At 53.4% G+C, this 20,527-nt stretch carries 19 protein-coding genes; 14 read left to right on the top strand and 5 right to left on the bottom strand.

Translation table 11 applies throughout. The features are described from left to right. The first annotated feature begins 66 nt into the window (after positions 1-66). The 3 genes from glgC to malQ are packed head-to-tail and all read left to right on the top strand — an operon-like array spanning position 67 to position 4,726. Complete coding sequence (glgC, locus tag GALF_RS06850) at positions 67-1,392, top strand: glucose-1-phosphate adenylyltransferase (protein WP_013293331.1); 1,326 nt, start codon at positions 67-69, stop codon at positions 1,390-1,392. Positions 1,393-1,437: 45 nt separating this feature from the next. Next, positions 1,438-3,147: a glycoside hydrolase family 57 protein gene (locus GALF_RS06845; RefSeq protein WP_013293330.1), complete on the top strand. Its 1,710-nt coding sequence runs from the start codon at positions 1,438-1,440 to the stop codon at positions 3,145-3,147. A 19-nt stretch (positions 3,148-3,166) separates the two neighbouring features. Then, positions 3,167-4,726 (top strand): 4-alpha-glucanotransferase, encoded by a 1,560-nt coding sequence (gene malQ / locus GALF_RS06840; RefSeq protein ID WP_317623718.1) that lies wholly within the window; start codon positions 3,167-3,169, stop codon positions 4,724-4,726. A 45-nt stretch (positions 4,727-4,771) separates the two neighbouring features. Here the strand turns inward: malQ and GALF_RS06835 are convergent, their stop codons facing one another. Beyond that, entirely contained in the window at positions 4,772-5,047 is a 276-nt protein-coding gene (locus GALF_RS06835; RefSeq protein WP_013293328.1) for an HU family DNA-binding protein, read from the bottom strand. A gap of 458 nt (positions 5,048-5,505) precedes the next feature. Between GALF_RS06835 and yedE the strand changes: the two genes are divergently transcribed. From yedE to GALF_RS06795, 7 genes are all read left to right on the top strand, one after another. Next, positions 5,506-6,705: a selenium metabolism membrane protein YedE/FdhT gene (gene yedE, locus GALF_RS06825; protein WP_013293326.1), complete on the top strand. Its 1,200-nt coding sequence runs from the start codon at positions 5,506-5,508 to the stop codon at positions 6,703-6,705. After that, the gene (yedF, locus tag GALF_RS06820; protein WP_013293325.1) at positions 6,702-6,941 is read left to right on the top strand and encodes a sulfurtransferase-like selenium metabolism protein YedF; all 240 of its coding nucleotides are present in this window, start codon (positions 6,702-6,704) and stop codon (positions 6,939-6,941) included. The genes yedE and yedF overlap by 4 nt, the downstream gene beginning before the upstream one ends. Before the next feature lie 111 nt (positions 6,942-7,052). Beyond that, a complete protein-coding gene (typA, locus tag GALF_RS06815) occupies positions 7,053-8,867 on the top strand; it encodes a translational GTPase TypA (protein WP_013293324.1) in 1,815 nt (604 codons plus the stop codon). A 98-nt stretch (positions 8,868-8,965) separates the two neighbouring features. Further along, positions 8,966-9,295 (top strand): DUF2946 family protein, encoded by a 330-nt coding sequence (locus GALF_RS06810; protein WP_013293323.1) that lies wholly within the window; start codon positions 8,966-8,968, stop codon positions 9,293-9,295. Between the two features lie 95 nt (positions 9,296-9,390). Next, positions 9,391-10,629 carry a TolC family protein gene (locus GALF_RS06805; RefSeq protein WP_013293322.1) on the top strand — a complete coding sequence of 413 codons (1,239 nt, stop codon included), beginning with the start codon at positions 9,391-9,393 and terminating at the stop codon, positions 10,627-10,629. A 2-nt stretch (positions 10,630-10,631) separates the two neighbouring features. Next, positions 10,632-12,236 (top strand): efflux RND transporter periplasmic adaptor subunit, encoded by a 1,605-nt coding sequence (locus tag GALF_RS06800; RefSeq protein WP_013293321.1) that lies wholly within the window; start codon positions 10,632-10,634, stop codon positions 12,234-12,236. A gap of 1 nt (position 12,237) precedes the next feature. Continuing rightward, positions 12,238-15,342, top strand: coding sequence for an efflux RND transporter permease subunit (locus GALF_RS06795; protein WP_013293320.1), 3,105 nt, complete (start codon positions 12,238-12,240; stop codon positions 15,340-15,342). A gap of 127 nt (positions 15,343-15,469) precedes the next feature. Here the strand turns inward: GALF_RS06795 and GALF_RS06790 are convergent, their stop codons facing one another. The 3 genes from GALF_RS06790 to GALF_RS16130 all read right to left on the bottom strand — a co-directional run bounded on the left by GALF_RS06790 (position 15,470) and on the right by GALF_RS16130 (position 16,833). Continuing rightward, positions 15,470-16,015: a hypothetical protein gene (locus GALF_RS06790; protein ID WP_013293319.1), complete on the bottom strand. Its 546-nt coding sequence runs from the start codon at positions 16,013-16,015 to the stop codon at positions 15,470-15,472. A gap of 315 nt (positions 16,016-16,330) precedes the next feature. After that, complete coding sequence (locus tag GALF_RS16135) at positions 16,331-16,558, bottom strand: type II toxin-antitoxin system MqsA family antitoxin (protein ID WP_013293318.1); 228 nt, start codon at positions 16,556-16,558, stop codon at positions 16,331-16,333. Between the two features lie 2 nt (positions 16,559-16,560). Beyond that, on the bottom strand, positions 16,561-16,833 hold the full coding sequence (locus tag GALF_RS16130) for a DUF4258 domain-containing protein (protein ID WP_013293317.1): 273 nt from the start codon (positions 16,831-16,833) through the stop codon (positions 16,561-16,563). Positions 16,834-17,755: 922 nt separating this feature from the next. On the opposite strand from GALF_RS16130, the gene GALF_RS06775 reads away from it, so the two are divergent. The 4 genes from GALF_RS06775 to GALF_RS06760 all read left to right on the top strand — a co-directional run bounded on the left by GALF_RS06775 (position 17,756) and on the right by GALF_RS06760 (position 19,533). Then, the gene (locus tag GALF_RS06775; protein ID WP_013293316.1) at positions 17,756-18,157 is read left to right on the top strand and encodes a hypothetical protein; all 402 of its coding nucleotides are present in this window, start codon (positions 17,756-17,758) and stop codon (positions 18,155-18,157) included. Next, positions 18,154-18,612 (top strand): VC1465 family Xer recombination activation factor, encoded by a 459-nt coding sequence (locus tag GALF_RS06770; RefSeq protein WP_013293315.1) that lies wholly within the window; start codon positions 18,154-18,156, stop codon positions 18,610-18,612. Before GALF_RS06775 ends, GALF_RS06770 begins: the two co-directional genes overlap by 4 nt. Continuing rightward, entirely contained in the window at positions 18,609-18,938 is a 330-nt protein-coding gene (locus GALF_RS06765; RefSeq protein WP_013293314.1) for a hypothetical protein, read from the top strand. Before GALF_RS06770 ends, GALF_RS06765 begins: the two co-directional genes overlap by 4 nt. Before the next feature lie 325 nt (positions 18,939-19,263). Beyond that, positions 19,264-19,533: a hypothetical protein gene (locus GALF_RS06760; protein WP_013293313.1), complete on the top strand. Its 270-nt coding sequence runs from the start codon at positions 19,264-19,266 to the stop codon at positions 19,531-19,533. Between the two features lie 28 nt (positions 19,534-19,561). On the opposite strand, the gene corA is transcribed toward GALF_RS06760, so the two are convergent. Further along, the gene (gene corA, locus GALF_RS06755; RefSeq protein WP_013293312.1) at positions 19,562-20,527 is read right to left on the bottom strand and encodes a magnesium/cobalt transporter CorA; all 966 of its coding nucleotides are present in this window, start codon (positions 20,525-20,527) and stop codon (positions 19,562-19,564) included.

Raw genomic sequence — 20,527 nt, 5'->3', positions numbered from 1 at the left:
CGTGCGGTAATTGTAAACGATAATGCCTTGGTCAATTAAGGTAAATGTGACCATGAGGGGGTAAAGATGAATGTCGAGTTGGGTTATCTGAAAAAAAATTACCACGCAGCTTCTGGCGATCCTGAACCGCGTTTTGTTAGTCGTCTAACTAAAAACACTTATGCGATGGTTCTGGCAGGTGGCCGGGGCAGTCGCCTGCATGAACTGACCAACTGGCGAGCGAAGCCCGCCGTCCCTTTTGGCGGAAAATTCCGCATCATCGATTTTGTCCTCTCCAACTGTGTTAACTCTGGAATACGCCGTATCGGCGTCGCCACACAATACAAATCTCACAGCCTGATTCAGCATATTCAGCGCGGATGGTCATTCTTGAACGGTCAGTTCGGCGAATATCTCGATTTGCTGCCCGCACAACAGCGCATTAGTGAAGATCAGTGGTATCAAGGGACCGCCGATGCCGTGTTCCAGAATCTGGATATCATCCGCGCCTCAAAATGCGAATTTATCGTGATTCTGGCAGGCGATCATATCTACAAGATGGACTACGGCAAATTACTGGCCTTCCATGTCGAAAAGAAAGCCGATATGACGGTTGCCTGTCTGGAAGTGCCGATTGCTGAAGCGTTTGCGTTTGGCGTGATGGGCATCGATGAAAACTCCCGCGTGGTTGAGTTTGTCGAAAAGCCGGCAAATCCGCCTTCCATACCGGACAATCCGGAAAAATCGCTGGCCAGCATGGGTATCTATGTATTCAATACTCAGTTTCTGATCGAACAGTTGATCCGTGACGCCGACAGCCCGAATTCGTCACATGATTTCGGCAAAGATCTGATTCCGCACATGGTTGAGAAATACCGCGTTTTTGCGCAGAGTTTTGAGCAAAGCTGTGTCGGGATGGGCGATGACAATACGCCCTACTGGCGCGATGTAGGAACCATCGATTCCTACTGGGAAGCCAGCATGGAGATGACCAAGGTGATCCCCGATCTGAATATGTACGATCAGGAATGGCCAATCTGGACCTATCAGGAGCAATTACCGCCTGCCAAATTTGTTTTCGATGAAGAAGAGCGTCGCGGTTACGCGGTTGATTCGCTGGTATCAGGCGGTTGTATTGTCAGCGGTTCGACGGTTAAGCGCTCGCTGTTGTTTTCTGATGTGCGCGTAAACAGCTATTCTTCGATCGAAGATTCCGTATTGCTGCCGAATGTCGATGTCGGACGTCATGTGGTATTGAAGCGAGTCATCGTCGATAAAAACTGCAAGATTCCAGATGGAATGGAAGTGGGTGTCAATATCGAGGAAGATCGCAAGCGTTTCCATGTCAGCGAGAATGGTATCACCCTGATCACCCCCGAAATGCTGGGGCAGATCGTTCACAGTATCCGTTAAGATTAAACTCAATCACCCCGCTGCTAAACAGCGGGGCTTTTAGCTATGAAAAAATCCCTAGACTTAGTATTTCTCTGGCACATGCATCAGCCGGACTACCGTGATTATGCAAGCGGCGATTTCGTATTGCCGTGGGTCTATTTGCACGCCATCAAAGATTACACCGATATGGCCTATCATCTGGAGCGCCATCCCGGGATGCACGTGGTACTCAATTTTGTGCCGATCTTACTCGATCAACTGGAGGACTACACCGATCAGTTTGCTACTGGAAAAATTCGCGATCCACTGCTGCGCCTTCTGGTACACAAAGACACGTTATCCATTGCGGAACGTCAATTAGTGCTCGACTCGTGCTTCCGCAGCAGCCACACCAAGATGATTACACCGTACCCGGTTTATAAGCGTCTGTGGGATTTATTCCAGATGTTGCAAACCGAGGGTGAAAACGCGTTATCTTATCTGTCCGGTCAGTATATGGACGATCTGCTGGTCTGGTATCACTTAGCCTGGTGCGGTGAAAGCGTGCGTCGCGAGAACGAGCTGGTTGCGCAACTGATGACGAAAGCAGAGGGCTTTACGCTCAATGAACGAAAACAATTATTCGATCTGATTGGCGAACTAACCAGCGACATTATTCCTCGCTACCGCAAGCTTGCCGAATCCGGTCAGATCGAGATTTCGGCCACACCGCATTATCATCCGTTAGCGCCCCTGCTGATCGATTTTGCCAGTGCCAAGGAAGCGATGCCTGATGCACCGATGCCCAAAGCGCCGCATTATCCTAAGGGGCGTTTGCGCGTATCCAAGCATATTCAGCTGGCTAAAGCGAGCCACAAGGCACGTTTTGGTTCTGAGCCTGCCGGTATGTGGCCTGCGGAAGGCTCAATTTCTGTAGAAACGCTGGAAGTGTTTGCCGAAGAAGGCTGCGGCTGGGCTGCCAGCGGTGAAGGCGTACTGGTTAACAGCATACGCCGCTCGAATCAGTCCGTGCCTGAACGTAACCAGTATCTATATCGTCCCTATACGCTGGAAAAAGGTGCCGAAGGCGTACAGTGTTTCTTCCGCGACGATCATCTATCGGATCTGATCGGTTTCGAATACTCCCGCTGGCACGGCAAAGATGCGGCGACACATTTTATCGACCAGCTGGACAACATCTCGCGCCACGCACCTGAAGGCGAGACACCGGTCGTCAGCGTGATCCTCGATGGCGAAAATGCATGGGAATACTACCCGTACAACGGCTTTTACTTCCTTGACGAGCTATATGGGCTACTGGAAAATCATGCCAGAATTCGTACGACGACCTACGAAAACTTCATTAAGCTCAGTACGATACGCACCGATAGTGCACGCGCAGTCAGTTTGCCGACGATATCGGCAGGCAGCTGGGTGTACGGAAATTTCTCAACATGGATAGGCTGTGAAGACAAAAACCGTGCTTGGGATTTGCTGTGTGCTGCTAAACAAAGTTATGACATGGTCATGTCCAGCGGACGACTGAGTAAAGCAGAGCAGGCGGCCGCAGATAAGCAATTATGTTCTTGCGAGAGCTCGGACTGGTTCTGGTGGTTCGGCGACTACAATCCGGCCAACTCGGTTGCCAGTTTCGACCGTCTGTACCGTCACAATTTGACTGAATTGTATCGGCTGCTCAAATTACCGGCACCGCTGTCACTGGCAGATCCCGTCAGCCGAGGCTGCCTTGGGGAAACAGAAGTTGACGGAGCGATGCGCCGCGCAACTGAGTAGATGAAAATCAGCCTTTAGACTGTTTTTAGAGAATGAATCGCTTATGATAAAAGATCGAGCCAGCGGTATTCTGTTGCACCCAACCTCTTTACCGGGGCCATTTGGCGCCGGAGATCTGGGCGCGAATGCCTACCTTTTTGTTGACTGGCTAAAAGGGGCAGGGCAGACGTATTGGCAGGTCTTGCCGCTGGGAGAAATCGGGCCGGGCAATTCACCTTACATGAGCAGTTCCGCTTTTGCGGGCAACGTGCTGCTGATCGACCTGCAGGATCTGGCAACGCAAGGATGGCTGACAGCAGAAGACTTGATTCCCGATCCGGGATTTTGTGCAGATCGGGTCGATTTCTCCTTGCAAGCCCCTTTCAGGCTCGAGCGCTTGCGTCGTGCCGCCCGACAATTTTTTGCAAGCAGTCAGAGCAGCATGCACGAAGCCTATGCCGACTTTTGTCTGGCGGAGTGCGAATGGCTGGAAGACTATGCCCGTTTCATGACGATACTGGAACAACAAGAAGGTCGCGGGTGGAATGAATGGCCGGAAGTCTATGCGCGTCGCTCACCGCATGCCCTGGCGGTGCTGGACGAAGTTTCTCAGGTCAAGATCAGTTTCTGGAAATTCTGTCAGTGGTGTTTTTCGCGTCAGTGGGCTCAATTGAAAAGCTACGCGAACGGACGCGGCATTAAGCTGGTTGGTGATGTGCCCATTTTTGTGGCGTTTCAAAGTGCGGACGTATGGGCGCATCCTGAGTTATTCGAGCTCGATGAATCAGGCTGCCCCTCGGTTGTCGCGGGTGTACCACCGGATTATTTTAGCGAGACCGGGCAACTGTGGGGAAATCCGCTCTATCGATGGGACGTGCATGAACGTACCGGTTATGCCTGGTGGATCAAGCGCCTAGCATCTGCGTTGTCCAGTTTTGATCAGGTGCGTATCGATCACTTCAGGGGCTTTGCGGCCTACTGGGAAGTGCCAGCGAGTGAATCCACCGCAATTAATGGCCGGTGGGTGCAAGGTCCGGGCGCTAAACTGTTCGATGCCTTTGCCAAAGCCTTTACGGAATTGCCGATTATTGCTGAAGATCTGGGGGTAATTACACCGGATGTCGCCCAATTGCGCGACCAGTTTAATCTGCCCGGCATGCGCATTTTGCAATTCGCTTTTGGTGATGACAGCCGTAATGCGTTTTTGCCGCATAACTATATCGCCAACACGATTGCCTATACCGGCACGCATGACAATGACACGACCCTTGGGTGGTGGAATACCGCCTCGGCGCACGAGCGCCAATTCGCCCATGCCTATTTTGACAAAGCGTCGATTGATGTGCCGTGGGACATGATGAGTGCTCTGTCGGCATCGGTCGCCAATACGGTTATTTTTCCAATGCAGGATGTACTTTGCCTGTCAGGCGAACATCGCATGAACTATCCGGGACGTGCTGAGGGAAATTGGGAGTGGCGTTTTACCTGGGAGCAGGTACAGCCATGGCAGACGATCAGATTTGCAAATATAACGGCTTGCAACAAGCGGAATCCACCGTGTATTGATGCAGGTTGCGAGTGTCTTGAGACGTTAGGTTAAAACATACGCCAGTTCTCTGCGAGAACTGGCGTATAAAACGAATGCTTATTTGTTTACGGCTGACTTCAGTGTTGCACCTGGCTTGAAAGCAGGCACTTTGGACGCAGCGATTTTCAATTCAGCGCCAGTCTTTGGATTACGACCGGTGCGTGCAGCGCGCTCGCGCACTTCAAAAGTACCGAAACCGACCAGAGAAATGCTGTCGCCCTTAGCCAGTGTTTCACCAATCACTTCAATCAAGGCAGCGATGTTTTGTTCCGCAACAATTTTGGTGCTTCCGGTTTTAGTGGCCAAAGCATCGATAAGTTCTTTTCTGTTCATGTGTATCTCTCCGTGAGTAGCGTCGTGAATGTTAAGGGCTGCGCATTGCTGCGGACAAAGTCTAACACTCTCCCGAGACAAACTGAACATCTTGGCGTGATTCTGTTCAAATTTTCTTAAAATAAATTGTTTTTTTATCGCTCTGCAGTCATTTTTTGACGAGCAGAGACATTTTTTACTGAGTGGCAGTGGCATTTCGATGCAAATTTCGCCCGTTTTTTAATGATGGCTTAATCATTAAAAATGCCTTCCAACGCTAAAGTGCTGCAGGTGCTGACCAAGCAGATCGACTGGCTCATTTTCACCCCGAACAGTATGGCTGCCGGCTGTGTGTCGCACACATTGCCGCAAGGTCTCATTTATGATGCCAGATTAAAATATCAACCCGCTGGGGTCAGCTCCCCGTATCATCCTGCCGTTTTTGCGTACTGACTGCAAATATTAAACAAGGATCCCAAATGAAGTGGCTCGATTTTAAACGTGACTATCTGGTGCAATTCTGGTCGCCCATCCCCTCTGTCATTGCAGCGGGTGTACTCGCCGCCTATTATTTTGGCATTACCGGCACTTTTTGGGCTGTCACCGGTGAATTCACCCGCTGGGGAGGACATCTCCTGCAATGGTTCGGTTTTCATCCGGAAACATGGGGCTATTTTAAAGTGATTCATCTGGAAGGATCGCCCTTGAGCCGGGTGGATGGCGTGATGATTATCGGGATGTTTGCAGGTTGCCTGTCTGCCGCACTGTGGTCCAACAACGTCAGGCTGCGCCAGCCGCAACACCGTATCCGTATTTTCCAGGCGCTGGCCGGGGGAATTATCGCAGGCTTCGGCGCTCGTCTGGCAATGGGGTGTAATTTGGCGGCATTTTTTACCGGCATCCCGCAATTTTCTCTGCACGCCTGGTTTTTTGCCTTGTCGACGGTTGCAGGGACCTGGTTTGGCGCGCGGTTTGTCATGTTACCGATGTTCCGGGTTGCTGTGAAAATGCAAAAAGTCTCAGCTGCTCAATCGCTGGTTCAAACGCCAGAACGCGCAGCGCGCCGTTTTCGTCTGGGTATGCTCATATTTGCAGGATGTGTGCTGTGGGCGATTGCCAAAACATTCGATGCGCCAAAACTAGGGTTAGCTGCGCTGTTCGGGCTGGCTTTCGGTATCCTCATTGAACGCGGACAGGTGTGCTTTACCTCAGCATTCCGTGATCTGTGGCTCACCGGTCGCACCCAGATGGCCAAGGCGATCATCCTCGGCATGGCGGTTAGCACGATTGGTGTTTACAGTTATATTCAGCTCGGCGTACCGGCGAAAATCATGTGGGCCGGCCCCAATGCTGTAATTGGCGGGCTGCTGTTCGGCTTCGGTATCGTGCTGGCCGGCAGTTGCGAGACGGGCTGGATGTATCGCGCGGTCGAAGGTCAGGTGCATTACTGGTGGGTGGGACTGGGCAATATTATCGGTGCGACCTTGCTCGCACTGTGCTGGGATGACATCGCGCCTGTGCTGGCGACTCGTTACGATAAAGTCGATCTTCTGGTGGTGTTCGGCAAGACCGGCGGGCTGATGGTCACCTATGCCATGCTCGCGCTGGCTCTGCTTGCCGTATTGTGGTGGGAAAAACGCTTTTTCGCCGCTAAAACCGTCGCGCAGGAGGTTGTATGAGCGAACAGAACGATATCCCTGACTATCATCTGGATCTGATGGGCGAGACCTGTCCTTATGTTGCAATCGCAACGCTGGAGGCGATGGCGCAACTTCAACCCGGTGAGATTCTGGAGATCGTGACCCGTTGTTCGCAATCGATCAACAACGTCCCGCCGGATGCGGTGAATCACGGCTTTCAGGTGCTGGAAGTGCAGCAGGATGGACCCAATATCCGCTACCTGATTCGTCGCTGAGCGGCAGTTTGCATAAACAGAGTGCGGGAGCGGGGGCTTTTTTCGTTAGTTAAAATTTGTGCCGCTGATTGTGTTAGAATGCGCCCCCCTACATTTAGCAAGGCTGTATCCATGTCACGCCAACTTCGCAATATCGCCATTATCGCCCACGTCGATCACGGTAAAACTACTCTGGTTGATAAGCTGCTGTCACAGGCAGGTTCTTTCTCAGCTCACCAACACGTTGCCGAACGTGTTATGGACAACAACGATCTGGAAAAGGAACGCGGGATCACGATTCTGGCGAAGAATTGCGCGGTTGAATTCAAAGGCGTGCACATCAATATCGTCGACACACCGGGTCACGCCGACTTCGGCGGCGAAGTTGAACGCGTGCTGGGCATGGTCGACGGCGTGTTGCTGCTGGTTGATGCAGTTGACGGCCCGATGCCGCAAACGCGTTTCGTGACTAAAAAGGCGCTGGCATTAGGCCTGCGTCCTATCGTTGTGATCAACAAGGTGGACCGTCCGGGCGCGCGTCCTGACTGGGTTGTGGATCAAACTTTCGATCTGTTCGATAAGCTGGGTGCAACCGACGAACAGTTGGATTTCCCGGTTGTTTACGCCTCTGCACTGAACGGCTACGCGAAGACGGAACTGGAAGCGGTTACCGACAATATGTTTGCCCTGCTGGACGTGGTATTGAGCCACGTTCATGCACCGACTGTTGCTGCGACTGAAGAGCCGTTGCAATTGCAAATTTCTGCCCTTGATTATTCGAGCTTCGTCGGTCGTATCGGCGTAGGTCGTGTGACCCGCGGCAAGATCCGTCCTGGCCAGGAAGTCATGGTCATGAATGGCGATAAGTCATCCAAGCGTGCCCGTGTGAATCAAGTACTGGGTTTCCGTGGAATCGAGCGCGTGCTGCTCGAAGAAGCCATGGCCGGCGACATCGTGCTGATTAACGGTATCGACGAGATCGGTATCGGCGTAACCATCGCGGACATGAGCAAACCTGAAGCGCTGCCACTGCCTAAGATTGACGAACCTACCCTGAGCATGAACCTGATGGTGAATACTTCGCCACTGTGCGGACAGGAAGGCAAGCTGATCACCAGCCGTCAAATTCGCGATCGCCTGAACAAGGAATTGCTGGTCAACGTAGCGTTGCGCGTCGAAGAGACCGATAACACCGACGTGTTTCTGTTGTCAGGTCGCGGCGAATTGCATTTGACGATTTTGCTGGAAAACATGCGCCGTGAAGGTTTCGAGATGGGCGTGGGTAAGCCGCGTGTCGTGTACCGTGAAATCAACGGCGAAAAATGCGAACCGTTCGAAATGCTGACCGTGGACGTCGAAGACGCAAACCAAGGCGCTGTCATGGAAGAATTGGGACGTCGTCGTGGCGATCTGCAAGATATGCAACCGGATGGTCACGGCCGTGTACGTCTGGAATACCGTGTGCCTGCGCGCGGCCTGATCGGCTTCCAGTCTGAATTTATGACGCTGACACGCGGCACCGGTATCATGGCACACGTGTTTGATGATTACGCACCGGTTAAAGCCGATATGCCGGGTCGTCGTAACGGCGTGCTGATTTCATCCGAACAAGGCGATGCAGTTGCATACGCCTTGTGGAAGCTGGAAGATCGCGGTCGCATGATCGTGGTGCCAGGCGACAAGCTGTATGAAGGCATGATCATCGGTATTCACAGTCGCGATAACGATCTGATCGTCAATCCGATCAAGGGTAAACAATTGACCAACGTGCGCTCCTCGGGTACCGATGAAGCGGTTCGTCTGACACCGCCTGTACGCTTGACGCTGGAATCCGCCGTTGAGTTTATCGACGACGATGAACTGGTTGAAATCACACCGGTTTCGATTCGTGTTCGCAAACGCTTCCTGACTGAAAACGAACGCAAGCGTAACGTGCGCGGTCTGTAATTAGTCAGTATCGTTTGTAAAAAAGCCGCCAGATCATTCTGGCGGCTTTTTTATTGATTAAAATTGACAAGGCAGCGTAATTTTGCCAAGCTGCGCCCATGTCCTACCGCGCCCGAAAATTGATCGCTGTTTTGCTTGCCATCTGGTTGCCGCTATTTAGCGGCAGTGCGCTGGCCGCCAGCGTGATGATGCAACTGCCGTCCGATTCCTGTCAGGAGATGGAGATGGACGGGCACGACATGAAGCCTGCCTCTGCGCAGTGCGATACCTGTGATGTCTGCCATCTGGCCTGCGGCAGTTATCTCGCCGTACAAGCGATTTCTCATCCTGACGCACTGCCCGCGGTTGCGACAGTCACACCCTATTTGTTCTCGTTTAACTCCATCACCAGCCTTCCTCTGCTGCCTCCGCCCTTAGCGCTCGTCTGATACAGGACGAGTCCGCCTGTCGGTATCGATTTATCCCGTCCTGAAACAGGGTAGCGATTTAGCTATCTATCTGATTACACACGAGGATTGGCAACATGAAACGAATCATTTATATTTTTCTTGCTTGCTGGCTGCTGCCCGCCGCAGCTCAGCCTTTGGGCCATGATGTGACAAGCCTGCTCGCTTATGCGAAGAAACACAGTCAGGAACTGGCAGCGATGCGTTTTGACGCGGATGCGGCCTCCCAACGCGTGCAGCCGGCAGGCAGCCTGCCTGACCCTGTGCTGCGTACCGAACTGATGGACTTTACCAATCAGGGCAGCAACAGACCGGCCAGCCTGCTGCCGGGCAATACGGGCGCTACGCGATATTTACTCACGCAAAGCGTGCCCTGGTATGGCCGTCGCGAGTTGCAAAGCGATGTCGCCCGTGCGCAGGAGAGCAGCGCGCGCGGACAAACGGCGGCACTTTGGTCGGATTTGAGCAGCAAAATTAAATCGGCCTATGCGATGCATTACTTCCTGACCGTCAGCATCAGGCTCACGCGTGAGATGGCTGATCTGACGCAGCGCCTTGAGAAACTGACGAAAACCCGTTATGCCAACGGGCTGGGGACGCAGCAGGAAGTGATACGCGCACAACTGGAACAAACCGATTTGCAAAGCACACTGATCGCGTTGGAGAACGAACAACATCATGCGCATACCCAACTGAACAATCTGTTGTCGCGGCCATCCGAAGCACCGCTTGCCGATCCTGAAACGCTGCGCCCCCTGCCGGATGCGGCAAGGCTAGCGGCGCTGGATGCATTGGTGCGCACCAACAATCCCCAGTTGCAGATTGCAGCATCCGCTATGGATGAGGCAAGAATCAACCGTGAGCTGAGCTATAAAAATCGTTATCCTGGATTCACGCTGGGCATAGCCCCCACCCAGAGCGGCAACACGATCAAAAGCTGGGATCTGATGGTTGAATTCAATATCCCATTGCAGCAGGAGTCGCGCCGCTCGCAGGAACGCGAGGCGGAAGCCCGTGTTGCCGCCGCAACCGCCCGGCAGGAGGCGCTGCTCAATGGCGTCCTGTCAGCCTTAGCCCAGAGTGTGTCGGGGCTCACGAGCGCGCAGCGCACCGAAACGCTGATTGCAACGCAATTGCTGCCGCAGACGGCGCTGTCATTTGAATCGGCGCTGAACGGCTATGAGAATGGCAAAGTTGATTTTGCAACCTTGCTCGATGCGCAGCGATCCATTCTTAAAGCACGCTCGCAGCAGATCAAGGCGCAGTATGAGGCGCAACTGAGACTGGCTGAAATTGAACGCCTGACAGGAGAATAATCATGAATAAAATCAAATTAATAACACTGTTTGCTGTAGTAGTTTGTATCGTTGCATCAGGCGGATATTGGCTGGGTAGCCATGCCAGATCCAGAACTCAGGATTCAGGACTCGGGATGCAGGGGGCGGGTGCTAAACCTAGCGAGCCGCGAAAAATTTTGTATTACCGCAATCCGATGGGTTTGCCCGACACGTCCCCCACGCCTAAAAAAGACAGCATGGGCATGGACTACGTAGCAGTGTATCAAGGCGATGTGACTGAGGAAAATGCGGTCAGCATCAGCGTCGAAAAGGTGCAGAAATTAGGCGTCCAGCGCGAAGCGGCCACACCGCGCGATGTGAATAAAATGCTGCATGCCAGCGGGCGGATTGAAATCGATGAGCGTCGCACCTATGCGATTGCACCAAAATTTGAAGGCTGGATCGAGCATCTGTACGTCAGCAGCATAGGGCAGAGCGTGACGCGCGGCGAGCCTTTATTCGATGTGTACAGTCCGGAACTGGTATCCGCTCAGCGTGAATACCGTATTGCCAGACAAGGTGAGGAGACGTTAAAGAATGCAGGTTCCGAGGCCTCGCTCGGGATGCGCCAACTGGCTGAGGCGGCGAGCGCGCGGCTTAAAAATTGGGATATCGCTGCGAGTCAACTTAATCAATCGGGCAGTTCCCGCCGTACATTGACCTATTACGCACCGGCCAGTGGCATCGTGATGGAGAAAAAAGCCGTGCAGGGAATGCGCTTTTTACCCGGGGAGACGCTGTATCAGATCGCCGATTTATCAAAGGTGTGGGTGATTGCGGAGATTAATGAGCAGGATATCGGTCAGCTCAGCGTAGGGGGCGTGGCACAGATTCATATCGCGGCATATCCCGATCAAACTTTCGAGGGAAAAATCGCGTTTATCTATCCGATCCTCAATGCCGCGAGTCGCACGGTTCAGGTGCGTGTGGAACTGGACAATCAGGCAGGGCAACTCAAGCCCGCGATGTATGCCAGCGTCACCTTGCAGGCGGCTCACCATCCTGAGGTGCTGAGCGTGCCTGTGTCAGCCGTGATCGACAGCGGCAAGCGCACGATCGTGATCGTTGAACGCGCCCCAGGGCTGTTTGCGCCACGCACCGTGACCGTCGGCCAGCGCGGCGATGAGTATGTCGAGATACGGGCGGGGCTGACGAAGGGCGAACAGGTCGTCACCTCAGCGCTGTTCCTGATCGATGCGGAAAGCAATCTTAAAGCCGCACTGAGCGGACTCGGCGGGGTGGATCGCGCGATCCCTGTACCCGCCATTCCTGTATTAGCACCGGATACCGCCAAGCCGGTTGCGCCCGCCGCAGTTAAACGACCTGTTGCCAAGACGGTCGGTCATCAGGCGGTGGGTGTCTTTAATTCGATCAATCCGGATGGCTCGGTGAGCATCACTCACGAGGCGATTAAATCGTTGGGCTGGCCCGGTATGACGATGGATTTTACACTCGCGAATGCCTCCCTTTCATCTGGCATCAAGCAGGGGAGCGCAATTAGCTTCGAGATCGTCGAGCGAAAACCAGACGAATGGGTGATTACCCGTCTGCACGTCAAGGCTGACGTTTCCCACGAGGGGCACTGAGATGCTACAAAACATCATCGTCTGGTCGGCGCGCAACCGGTTTTTAGTGCTGCTGGCGACCTTATTCATCGTGCTGGCGGGCATTTATGCGATGTTCAAGACACCGCTGGATGCCTTGCCCGATTTATCCGACGTACAGGTGATTGTTTATACCGAATATTCAGGTCAGGCGCCGCAGGTAGTCGAGGATCAGGTGACCTATCCGCTCACCACGGCGATGCTGGCGGTGCCCAAATCCCGCGTAGTGCGGGGCTTTTCCTTCTTTGGCGCCTCTTTTGTGTATGTGATTTTCGAGGACGGGACCGACATCTACTGGGCCCGATCCCGCGTGCTGGAGTCGCTGGGCAGTATTGCCGGACGGATGCCGGCCGGCGTCTCGCCGCAACTGGGGCCGGATGCGACGGGTGTAGGCTGGGTGTACCAGTATGCAGTGCTGAGTGAAAATCACAACCTTGCCCAGTTGCGCACCATGCAGGACTGGTATTTGCGCTATCAGTTGACCAAGGCGCATGGCGTCTCGGAAGTCGCCTCGATAGGCGGCTTTGTGCAGCAGTATCAGGTGAGCGTTGATCCGGTCAAACTGCGCGCCTACGGCATTGCACTCAAGACTGTATCGCAGGTCATCCGGGATTCAAACCGCGATGTCGGCGGGCGTGTCGTAGAAATGGGCGAGACCGAATACATGGTCAGAGGGCGCGGCTATCTGCGCGGTAAAACGGATATCGAGACGCTGGTGGTGAAAGCGGATCGTGGCACGCCGGTGCTGCTGCGCGACATTGCGCGCGTCGACCTTGGGCCCGATGAGCGGCGCGGCCTCACCGAACTCGACGGAGAGGGCGAGGTTGTGGCGGGGATTGCGATGGCGCGGTTTGGTGAAAATGCGCTGGAGGTCATTGAAAACATCAAGCATAAGCTCACTGATGTCTCGGCAGGACTACCCGAGGGCGTAACGATCCGTGCCGTGTACGACCGCTCAGAACTGATCAAGCGTGCGATCGATACCCTCAAACACACCCTGTTCGAAGAAGGCGTGATCGTAGCCTTAGTTTGCATGGTGTTTTTGCTGCATGTCAGAAGCGCACTGGTGGCGATTTTAATGCTGCCGGCGGGTGTGCTGATTGCGTTTATCGCCATGCATGCCTTGGGGATGAACTCAAACATCATGAGTCTGGGCGGGATTGCCATTGCCATCGGTGCGATGGTGGATGCGGCGATCGTGATGATCGAAAATGCGCATAAACACATCGAACGACTGGGGGAGGGCGAGTCGCGCAGTGATGCGATTATTGCCGCCTGCCGCGAGGTCGGACCGTCGCTGTTTTTCTCCCTATTGATTATTACGGTGTCATTTTTGCCGGTATTCACGCTCGAGTCCCAAGAAGGGCGCCTGTTCTCGCCGCTTGCCTATACCAAGACGTTTTCGATGGCGGGCGCGGCGTTGCTGTCGGTGACGCTGGTGCCGGTGCTGATGCTGCTGTTTATTCGCGGGCCGATTAGGCCTGAGCAAAAAAATCCGCTCAATCGCTGGATGATCAGTCTCTACCGGCCCTTGATTGCCGCCGCTCTGTCGAGGAAGAAAACCACCGTTGCGATCGCGCTGCTGGTGCTGCTGATCTCTATTTATCCAGCGATGCGGCTGGGCAGCGAGTTCATGCCGACCTTGAATGAAGGCTCACTGCTGTATATGCCAGCCTCGCTGCCGGGCATGTCGGTCACCCGTGCGGCCGAGTTGCTGCAAACGCAGGACAAAATCATCAAGTCGTTTCCGGAAGTGGCTTCCGTCTTCGGTAAAGCGGGCAGGGCACAGACGGCAACTGATCCTGCGCCACTGGAAATGTTCGAGACGGTCATCAATCTCAAACCTCAGGATCAGTGGCGCGCCGGCATGACGACAGACAAGCTGATCGCCCAGATGGATCAGGCACTGCAATTTCCCGGTGTGGCCAATTCCTGGACGATGCCGATCAAAGCGCGCATCGATATGCTCTCGACTGGAATAAGAACACCGATAGGAATCAAGGTGTTCGGCAATAATCTTGAGGAAATGGAGCGGCTTGCCAAGCAGATCGAAAGCGTGGTGCGCGAGGTTCCGGGTACATCTAGCGCCTATGCGGAACGCTTGACGGGCGGCTCGTATCTCGATATCGAGCCCGATCGCATGTCGCTGGCGCGGTACGGCCTGACTGTCGGCGATGTACAGGACGTGATTGCGAGCGCCTTAGGCGGCGAGACGGTCACCACCACCGTGGAAGGACGGGAGCGCTTTGGTGTCAACGTGCGCTATCCGCGTGAGTTACGCGGCACGCCGGAGGATATTGCCCGCGAGGTGCTTATAGCGACTCAGGACGGCGCGATGATTCCGTTAGGGCAGGTGGCTCGCATCGTTATCCGTCGCGGCGCATCGTCGATCCGTACCGAAAACGCGCTGCTCTCGGCCTATATTTATGTGGATATCAGAGACCGCGACATCGGCTCATTTGTCGCTGATGCGCGCCGGGCGGTCAACGAACAGGTCAAATTTCCAGCGGGCTATTACGCGACCTGGAGCGGTCAGTTCGAATATATGGAACGCGCCTATGCGCGCATGAAGATCGTGATTCCGATCACCTTGCTGCTGATCCTCCTGCTGCTGTATCTGAATTTCAAACGCGTGACGGATACGCTAATCGTGATGCTGTCGGTGCCGTTCGCACTGGTTGGCGGTTTATGGCTACTGTGGCTGCTCGATTACAACGTATCGGTCGCCGTTGCGGTGGGGTTCATCGCGCTTTCAGGTGTGGCGGCTGAAACGGGTGTCGTGATGCTAATCTATCTGGAGCAGTCGTGGCAGGCGGTGCTGGCGCGCTGCAAGGATGAGGGCCGCGTTGTCACGACTGATGATCTGCACGCTGCCATCATGCATGGCGCAGTCGAGCGGGTACGCCCCAAGATGATGACGGTGGTCGCGATCATGGCAGGCCTGTTGCCGATTCTGTGGAGCACAGGTACGGGGTCTGAAGTGATGCGGCGCATCGCAGCACCGATGGTGGGCGGCATGGTTTCATCGGCTATTCTGACGCTGCTGGTCATTCCGGTGCTGTTTGCACTGGTTAAAGGGAAAAAATGACAGCCTTATTCGCACGTTGATCAATTAAACACATGGGCCTTAGACAGACCTGATAAATTCAGGGTTAACGCGATTAATTATGTGCGCCAGCGCACTGTTTTGTTTAGCTTCATCGTTCACCATTCCATCAGGTAATCCCATCGTTCAGCCGGATGAGGGCATACGATTCAGGATGAAGATAATTTTCGTTTTGCGTGTGTTTCCGGACGGCTATTCTTGTCCAGAAAAAATGACAGGCAATGCGATAGAGCTTGCTGAAATACAGGAGATGGATCATGAACATTGCAGACGAACTCGAGGCCACTATCGTGCAGATGGTGCCGGAAATTGAAGTATTGCTAGCATTACTTCCACCAAGAGCGGAACCTAAGCCAAGTCCGGCAACAATGACCGGGTAGGTAAAGTCATCATCACCGGTATGGGTGAGGGTGATCGGATTGGAGCCTGATGCAGTCACATTGACAGCCCCATTACCCGTGTTGTTTACCGTCACTGCAGCTGTCGCCGTGCTGTTAATCGTCATCAACCCGTTACCATTGTTAGTCGCCGTAACGCCCGCACCCGTATTGACAATAACAATCCCTGCCGGTGCCGTAACGGTTAACGGTGCAGCAATGGTCCCCAGAGAGGTTGTTACAGTCGCTGTATCAAACCCGGTGCCATTGTTCCGCAATAAAAAAACATCCGCTTTCTCAACGTTTGCAAAAGCTGCCGCCTGATAAACGAGAGTATTTTTTCAGGCGTTTCGAGGCATGCGGTGCATTTGATCGGTGCGCAGCATGAGGGTTTTGATTTTATGTTTTTTGATATCAGGGTGCGCAGCACCTCACGAGCATCAACATGCTTGGTGGTCTTGCACTGAGATTCATCACGTCAAAGATTGCTGATCTATATTTACCGATCGCATCTCTAGGGCGCGTCTTTATTGGTTTTACAAAAAAAAGAAGGGGGCTTTTGCCCCCTTTTTTTACTGGCCATTCGCGCTCGATCACGCTGTTGCATACCGCCTTACATCCAATTCAACACCATGCTGTGCTGCCTGATTTGCCTGCTCTAACAATGATCGGGTGATTTTCGCATCGTGGTAAGCCTCTCCGCAATTTTCGCAAACTTCTGCGGGTACGTTTTTAAACATCATTGTCGAGCTACCGCGCTCGAGCGTAATGCTTGCAACGCCTTGATGTGTGTTTCCGTGTTTGCAAATTGGGCATTTCATTTCTATCTCCTTGTTTTCAGGTCTTCGAACCAGATTTCTGGGTTTGGCTCGTACACCGTGATTATGATTCTGAGGTCTTCGTCGACGGAGTCGGCGTATACAACATGAACGGCCTTGTTACCTGCGTTTCCTAGTAATAGTGCGCTAGGGTAGGGCGTGTCATTCGGGTATGCCTCAATAATTGTCCCTGATTCTATTGCTTGTTCTACGTCAATTTCCGATATGCAACGCTCATGCATTCTCTTGATCGCGTGTTGTCTGTAAATTATCCGCATACTTTTCCTTCTGTTGATGGTCAAGACTAAATGATTTTCACTGCATTAGCAATTTAGTCGCCACTGCGGGCGCTCTTCTGGAGGTAAACAAGAATCTTTAAGATCCTATGCTCAGTCGTCCCGCTTTTTGCCCGATAGGGAAAAAGGGTTTCGGGCGGCGTTGATCTGCTGGATGCGGCCCGAAGCCCGTAGGGTTCGGCGGTCGTCCCGCCGAAGGTTATCCAGTCAGCGCTCAGGCCGTTTTTTAATCGCGGAGTGTTTCGCCTTTGTTTTGCGTGGTTGCGGTGTTATCCCAAAAAAATGATATTTCACGCATACCCGAATTGGTCAGGCCAGATTTTGAACTATTACTGGTCTCTTCGTTATTTCCGTTCGTTCAATGAGGCTCGTCGGAGTAAACAATACCGCCTGATTGCAGCTGAAAAAAAACGCCTGCATGAAGCAGGCGTTGATAGTGGGTTGGTGCGGTTGCTATGCCGGCATGCGGCAAACCTTCGGAATCCCCATGCTGAAAAGCGCTTTTGGGACGCTTTGCACAATCCTGCTCAGCCTTCTTAATTTGCTTATCAATTTGACATAATATACATTATGCGTATTTCAGAATAGGCCGACTCGGAACGGTTGGCGGCATAGTTTCGCCTTTTACTTACCCACTGTTCGGCGTTTTTGTGAGCTGACAAGGAAGACAGGCGCAGCCTGTTTCTTGTCGCGAACAATTTCGCGAATAAATAATTCTTTTTCTGGGGTAACACGTAGCCATTCAGTCTCAAATTGCGACTGTGGAACACTACGCCAAAACGGCGCAAACCCACGCCGCCTGTGGCTTACAGGCCGATCAACTGCGAAAAAAATACTGTTCCACCTTTTCAACTACACGGCAAAACACCCGCAAACCCTTACGGCTGTTGGGATTGAGCCGATTTTGGCTGGAGCTGTCGGCCAGCTCAACGGCGAAGTTGACCGCAGGTCAACCAGCCAGAGCGCAGCGGACACGGAATTGACCGTTTTTAACGTTCCGCTTGACCAGACTTCCCAAATATCTGGGGCGGCTTCGCGGCCGACCCGCGAAGGGTTTTCCGGCTCAGATTTTGGTCAGTGCGCGCTGAACGTCAAACCCGAAGGGATTCACCCTTCTGAAAAACCGCTTTTGACTTTGACGTTGACCGAAGAGCAGCTGAAGCACCTGGCGTTTGCGGTGTACTGCCAGACCGTTGAGCTTCAAGACAGCTTCGAGGCGAACGAGCCGGAAGTGATCGCAGCGATCGAAGCCCTGAACGAGATCTCACGGCTGTGCATCGAGTTGGAAAACGGGGCGCAATCATGAGCCGCCGCAAAGCTGCATACCGCTGGATCAATCCGCAGGACTTCGCCGATCTGCGCAAGCAAGCCAGCATGACCCGCAAGGAAGCCGCTCAGGCCTTGGACGTAACGGCACGGACGATTCAGAACTGGGAAACGGGCGGCGCTCGTATCCCTTGGATGGCCTACCGGATGCTGCGCATCCTGCGGGGTTATGCGTTGCCTGGTGTTGCTTGGCAAGGCTGGACGGTACGCAATCATGAGTTGTTCAACCCTGCGGGGCGGTCGTTCGATGCGGTCTGGTTGGAGAACACTGAGCACGTGTTCGCACAGGCTCGACTATGGCGGCAGATGTACGCCCGTTCGGGGATTCAGAAAACCGCGTCAACGGTGCTGCCGTTCCCTGATCGCAGCCGCAAACCAGTTGCAACCCCCCTGCCCCTTGAGGCTCAACCTAAACGAATTGGAGAAAGATCATGACAGGAAAACGCGGCACCTCGATAGCCAGAACGATACGGGAGAGCGTTGCAGTCCAGCTGCCTGAGTGCGCGACGACCGACACCCCGAAGGCGCTTAATCCTCGTCATTTCGTGCCTGTGTCGTTCGTGGCGAAGGATTGGGCTGTGACGCCTAGGCGGATTCGTTCTCTGCTGGCTGAAGAGCGTTTAGAGGGGCGCAGGCAGGACAACGGCTATTGGGAGGTCGCCTACCCCTACCACTTCATCATCGGGACGCGTGGGCCAGCCTTGAGGCGTTCCCAGCCGCCCAAACGAGGCCGACCAAAGCTGGTACGGGTGGCGGTATGAATCACAAATTAACTTTGACAGGACGGGAGAAAATCATGAACATGGCAAAACTCGGTACAGTTTCGGGCGCTGGAAACGAATTTAACGGACAAGAATTTTTAAGTAAAATCAATAGGATGCGTCAGCCATTTTATACATTATGCGTATTTTGTAATGGGTCGACTCGGAACGGTTGGCGGCATAGTTTCGCCTTTTACTTACCCACTGTTCGGTTTTCTATTGAATAAAGCAATTGCAGAATCACGAATGATAGTGAATCCCAACCCATTTTTTTCGGTTAGACTTATGCATGGTATTAATGCCGATTTAAAAAGGAATACATGTAATGAATACACCAAACCGGCGTGCGCTGTTTGAGCACTACTGCGCCTCGATGTCGTCATTTCATCACACCCCCACATTTGCGGACTATTCAGCAGGTATCGATGCCGGAATGGCCTATATGCAGGCTGAAATGGATGAACTCAAACGCCAGCTCGTGAGCTTAAGATATAGCCAGAAAACGAACGATGACGGCGGCAACAGACTGGCAACGCTGGAGGCTCTGAACAAGGCACTCATCCATACGCTCAGCGAGATCAACGTGGGAAAATAGACTGCGCTGCGCTATCTGGCCGTTGTCGTTACAGCCAGCCTGCACGCTTGAAACGGAAATACAGTAATCCGCAAACCGTAATGATCACCAGCAGCGCCAGCGGATAGCCATATTCCAGTTTCAGTTCCGGCATATGCTGAAAATTCATACCCCAGATGCCCACAAACGCCGTTGCAACGGCAAAAATCGCCGCCCATGCAGCCAGACGCTTGTTGACCTCATTCTGCTCGATCGATACGGTCGACTGGCTGACCAGAATCGCCGTGGTGATCGTGTCACGCATCATGTCTATCGTCGTATTGATGCGCGTTAAGTGATCGTACACATCGCGCAAATATTCCTGTGTGTTGACGCAAATCGGCGGCACGCGTCCACCGTAGAGTTTGCTGGTAGCCTCCATCAGCGGCATCACGGCATGTTTGAGCACGGAAATTTTTCGTTTCAGGCCGTAGAGCTGCGCGATGGTCGCGAGCGAATATCCCTTATCGAACAGATGTTCTTCAATTGCTTCCAACTGCAATTCAAGCTTATCGATCAGCGGAAAATAGCGATCGACAACCGCATCCATCAGCGCGTAAAGCACAAAGCCCGAGCCCAGTTTCAGCAGTTCCGGCTCCCGCTCGCAGCGCTCGCGTACCCCGAGCAAATTATGAGAACTTCGACTGCGTATCGAGAGGATGAAATTTCGCCCGACGAAGACATTGACCTCACCTACGGATAATTCAGCGTCGATATATTCCGGTAAATGCATCGCAACGAACAGCGTATCGCCATATTCCTCGACTTTGGGACGCTGATGGCCGTGACGCGCATCTTCAACTGCCAGATCGTGCAGGCCGAACTCCTCCTGCATGGTGTTGAGTTCGGCTTCAGTCGCATCGCGCATCGCGACCCAGACAAAGCAGTCAGTACGCGCCAGATAATCGCTGATTTCCTCCACGGTGGGTTCGGCGATTTTGACGCCATGTCGATATGCGACGCAATTGAGCAGCAT

The organism is Gallionella capsiferriformans ES-2 (assembly GCF_000145255.1).
GTDB classification, from domain to species: domain Bacteria; phylum Pseudomonadota; class Gammaproteobacteria; order Burkholderiales; family Gallionellaceae; genus Gallionella; species Gallionella capsiferriformans.
The sequence above is the reverse complement of the archived record's forward strand: the minus strand, read 5'-3'. Positions and strand labels throughout refer to the sequence as shown.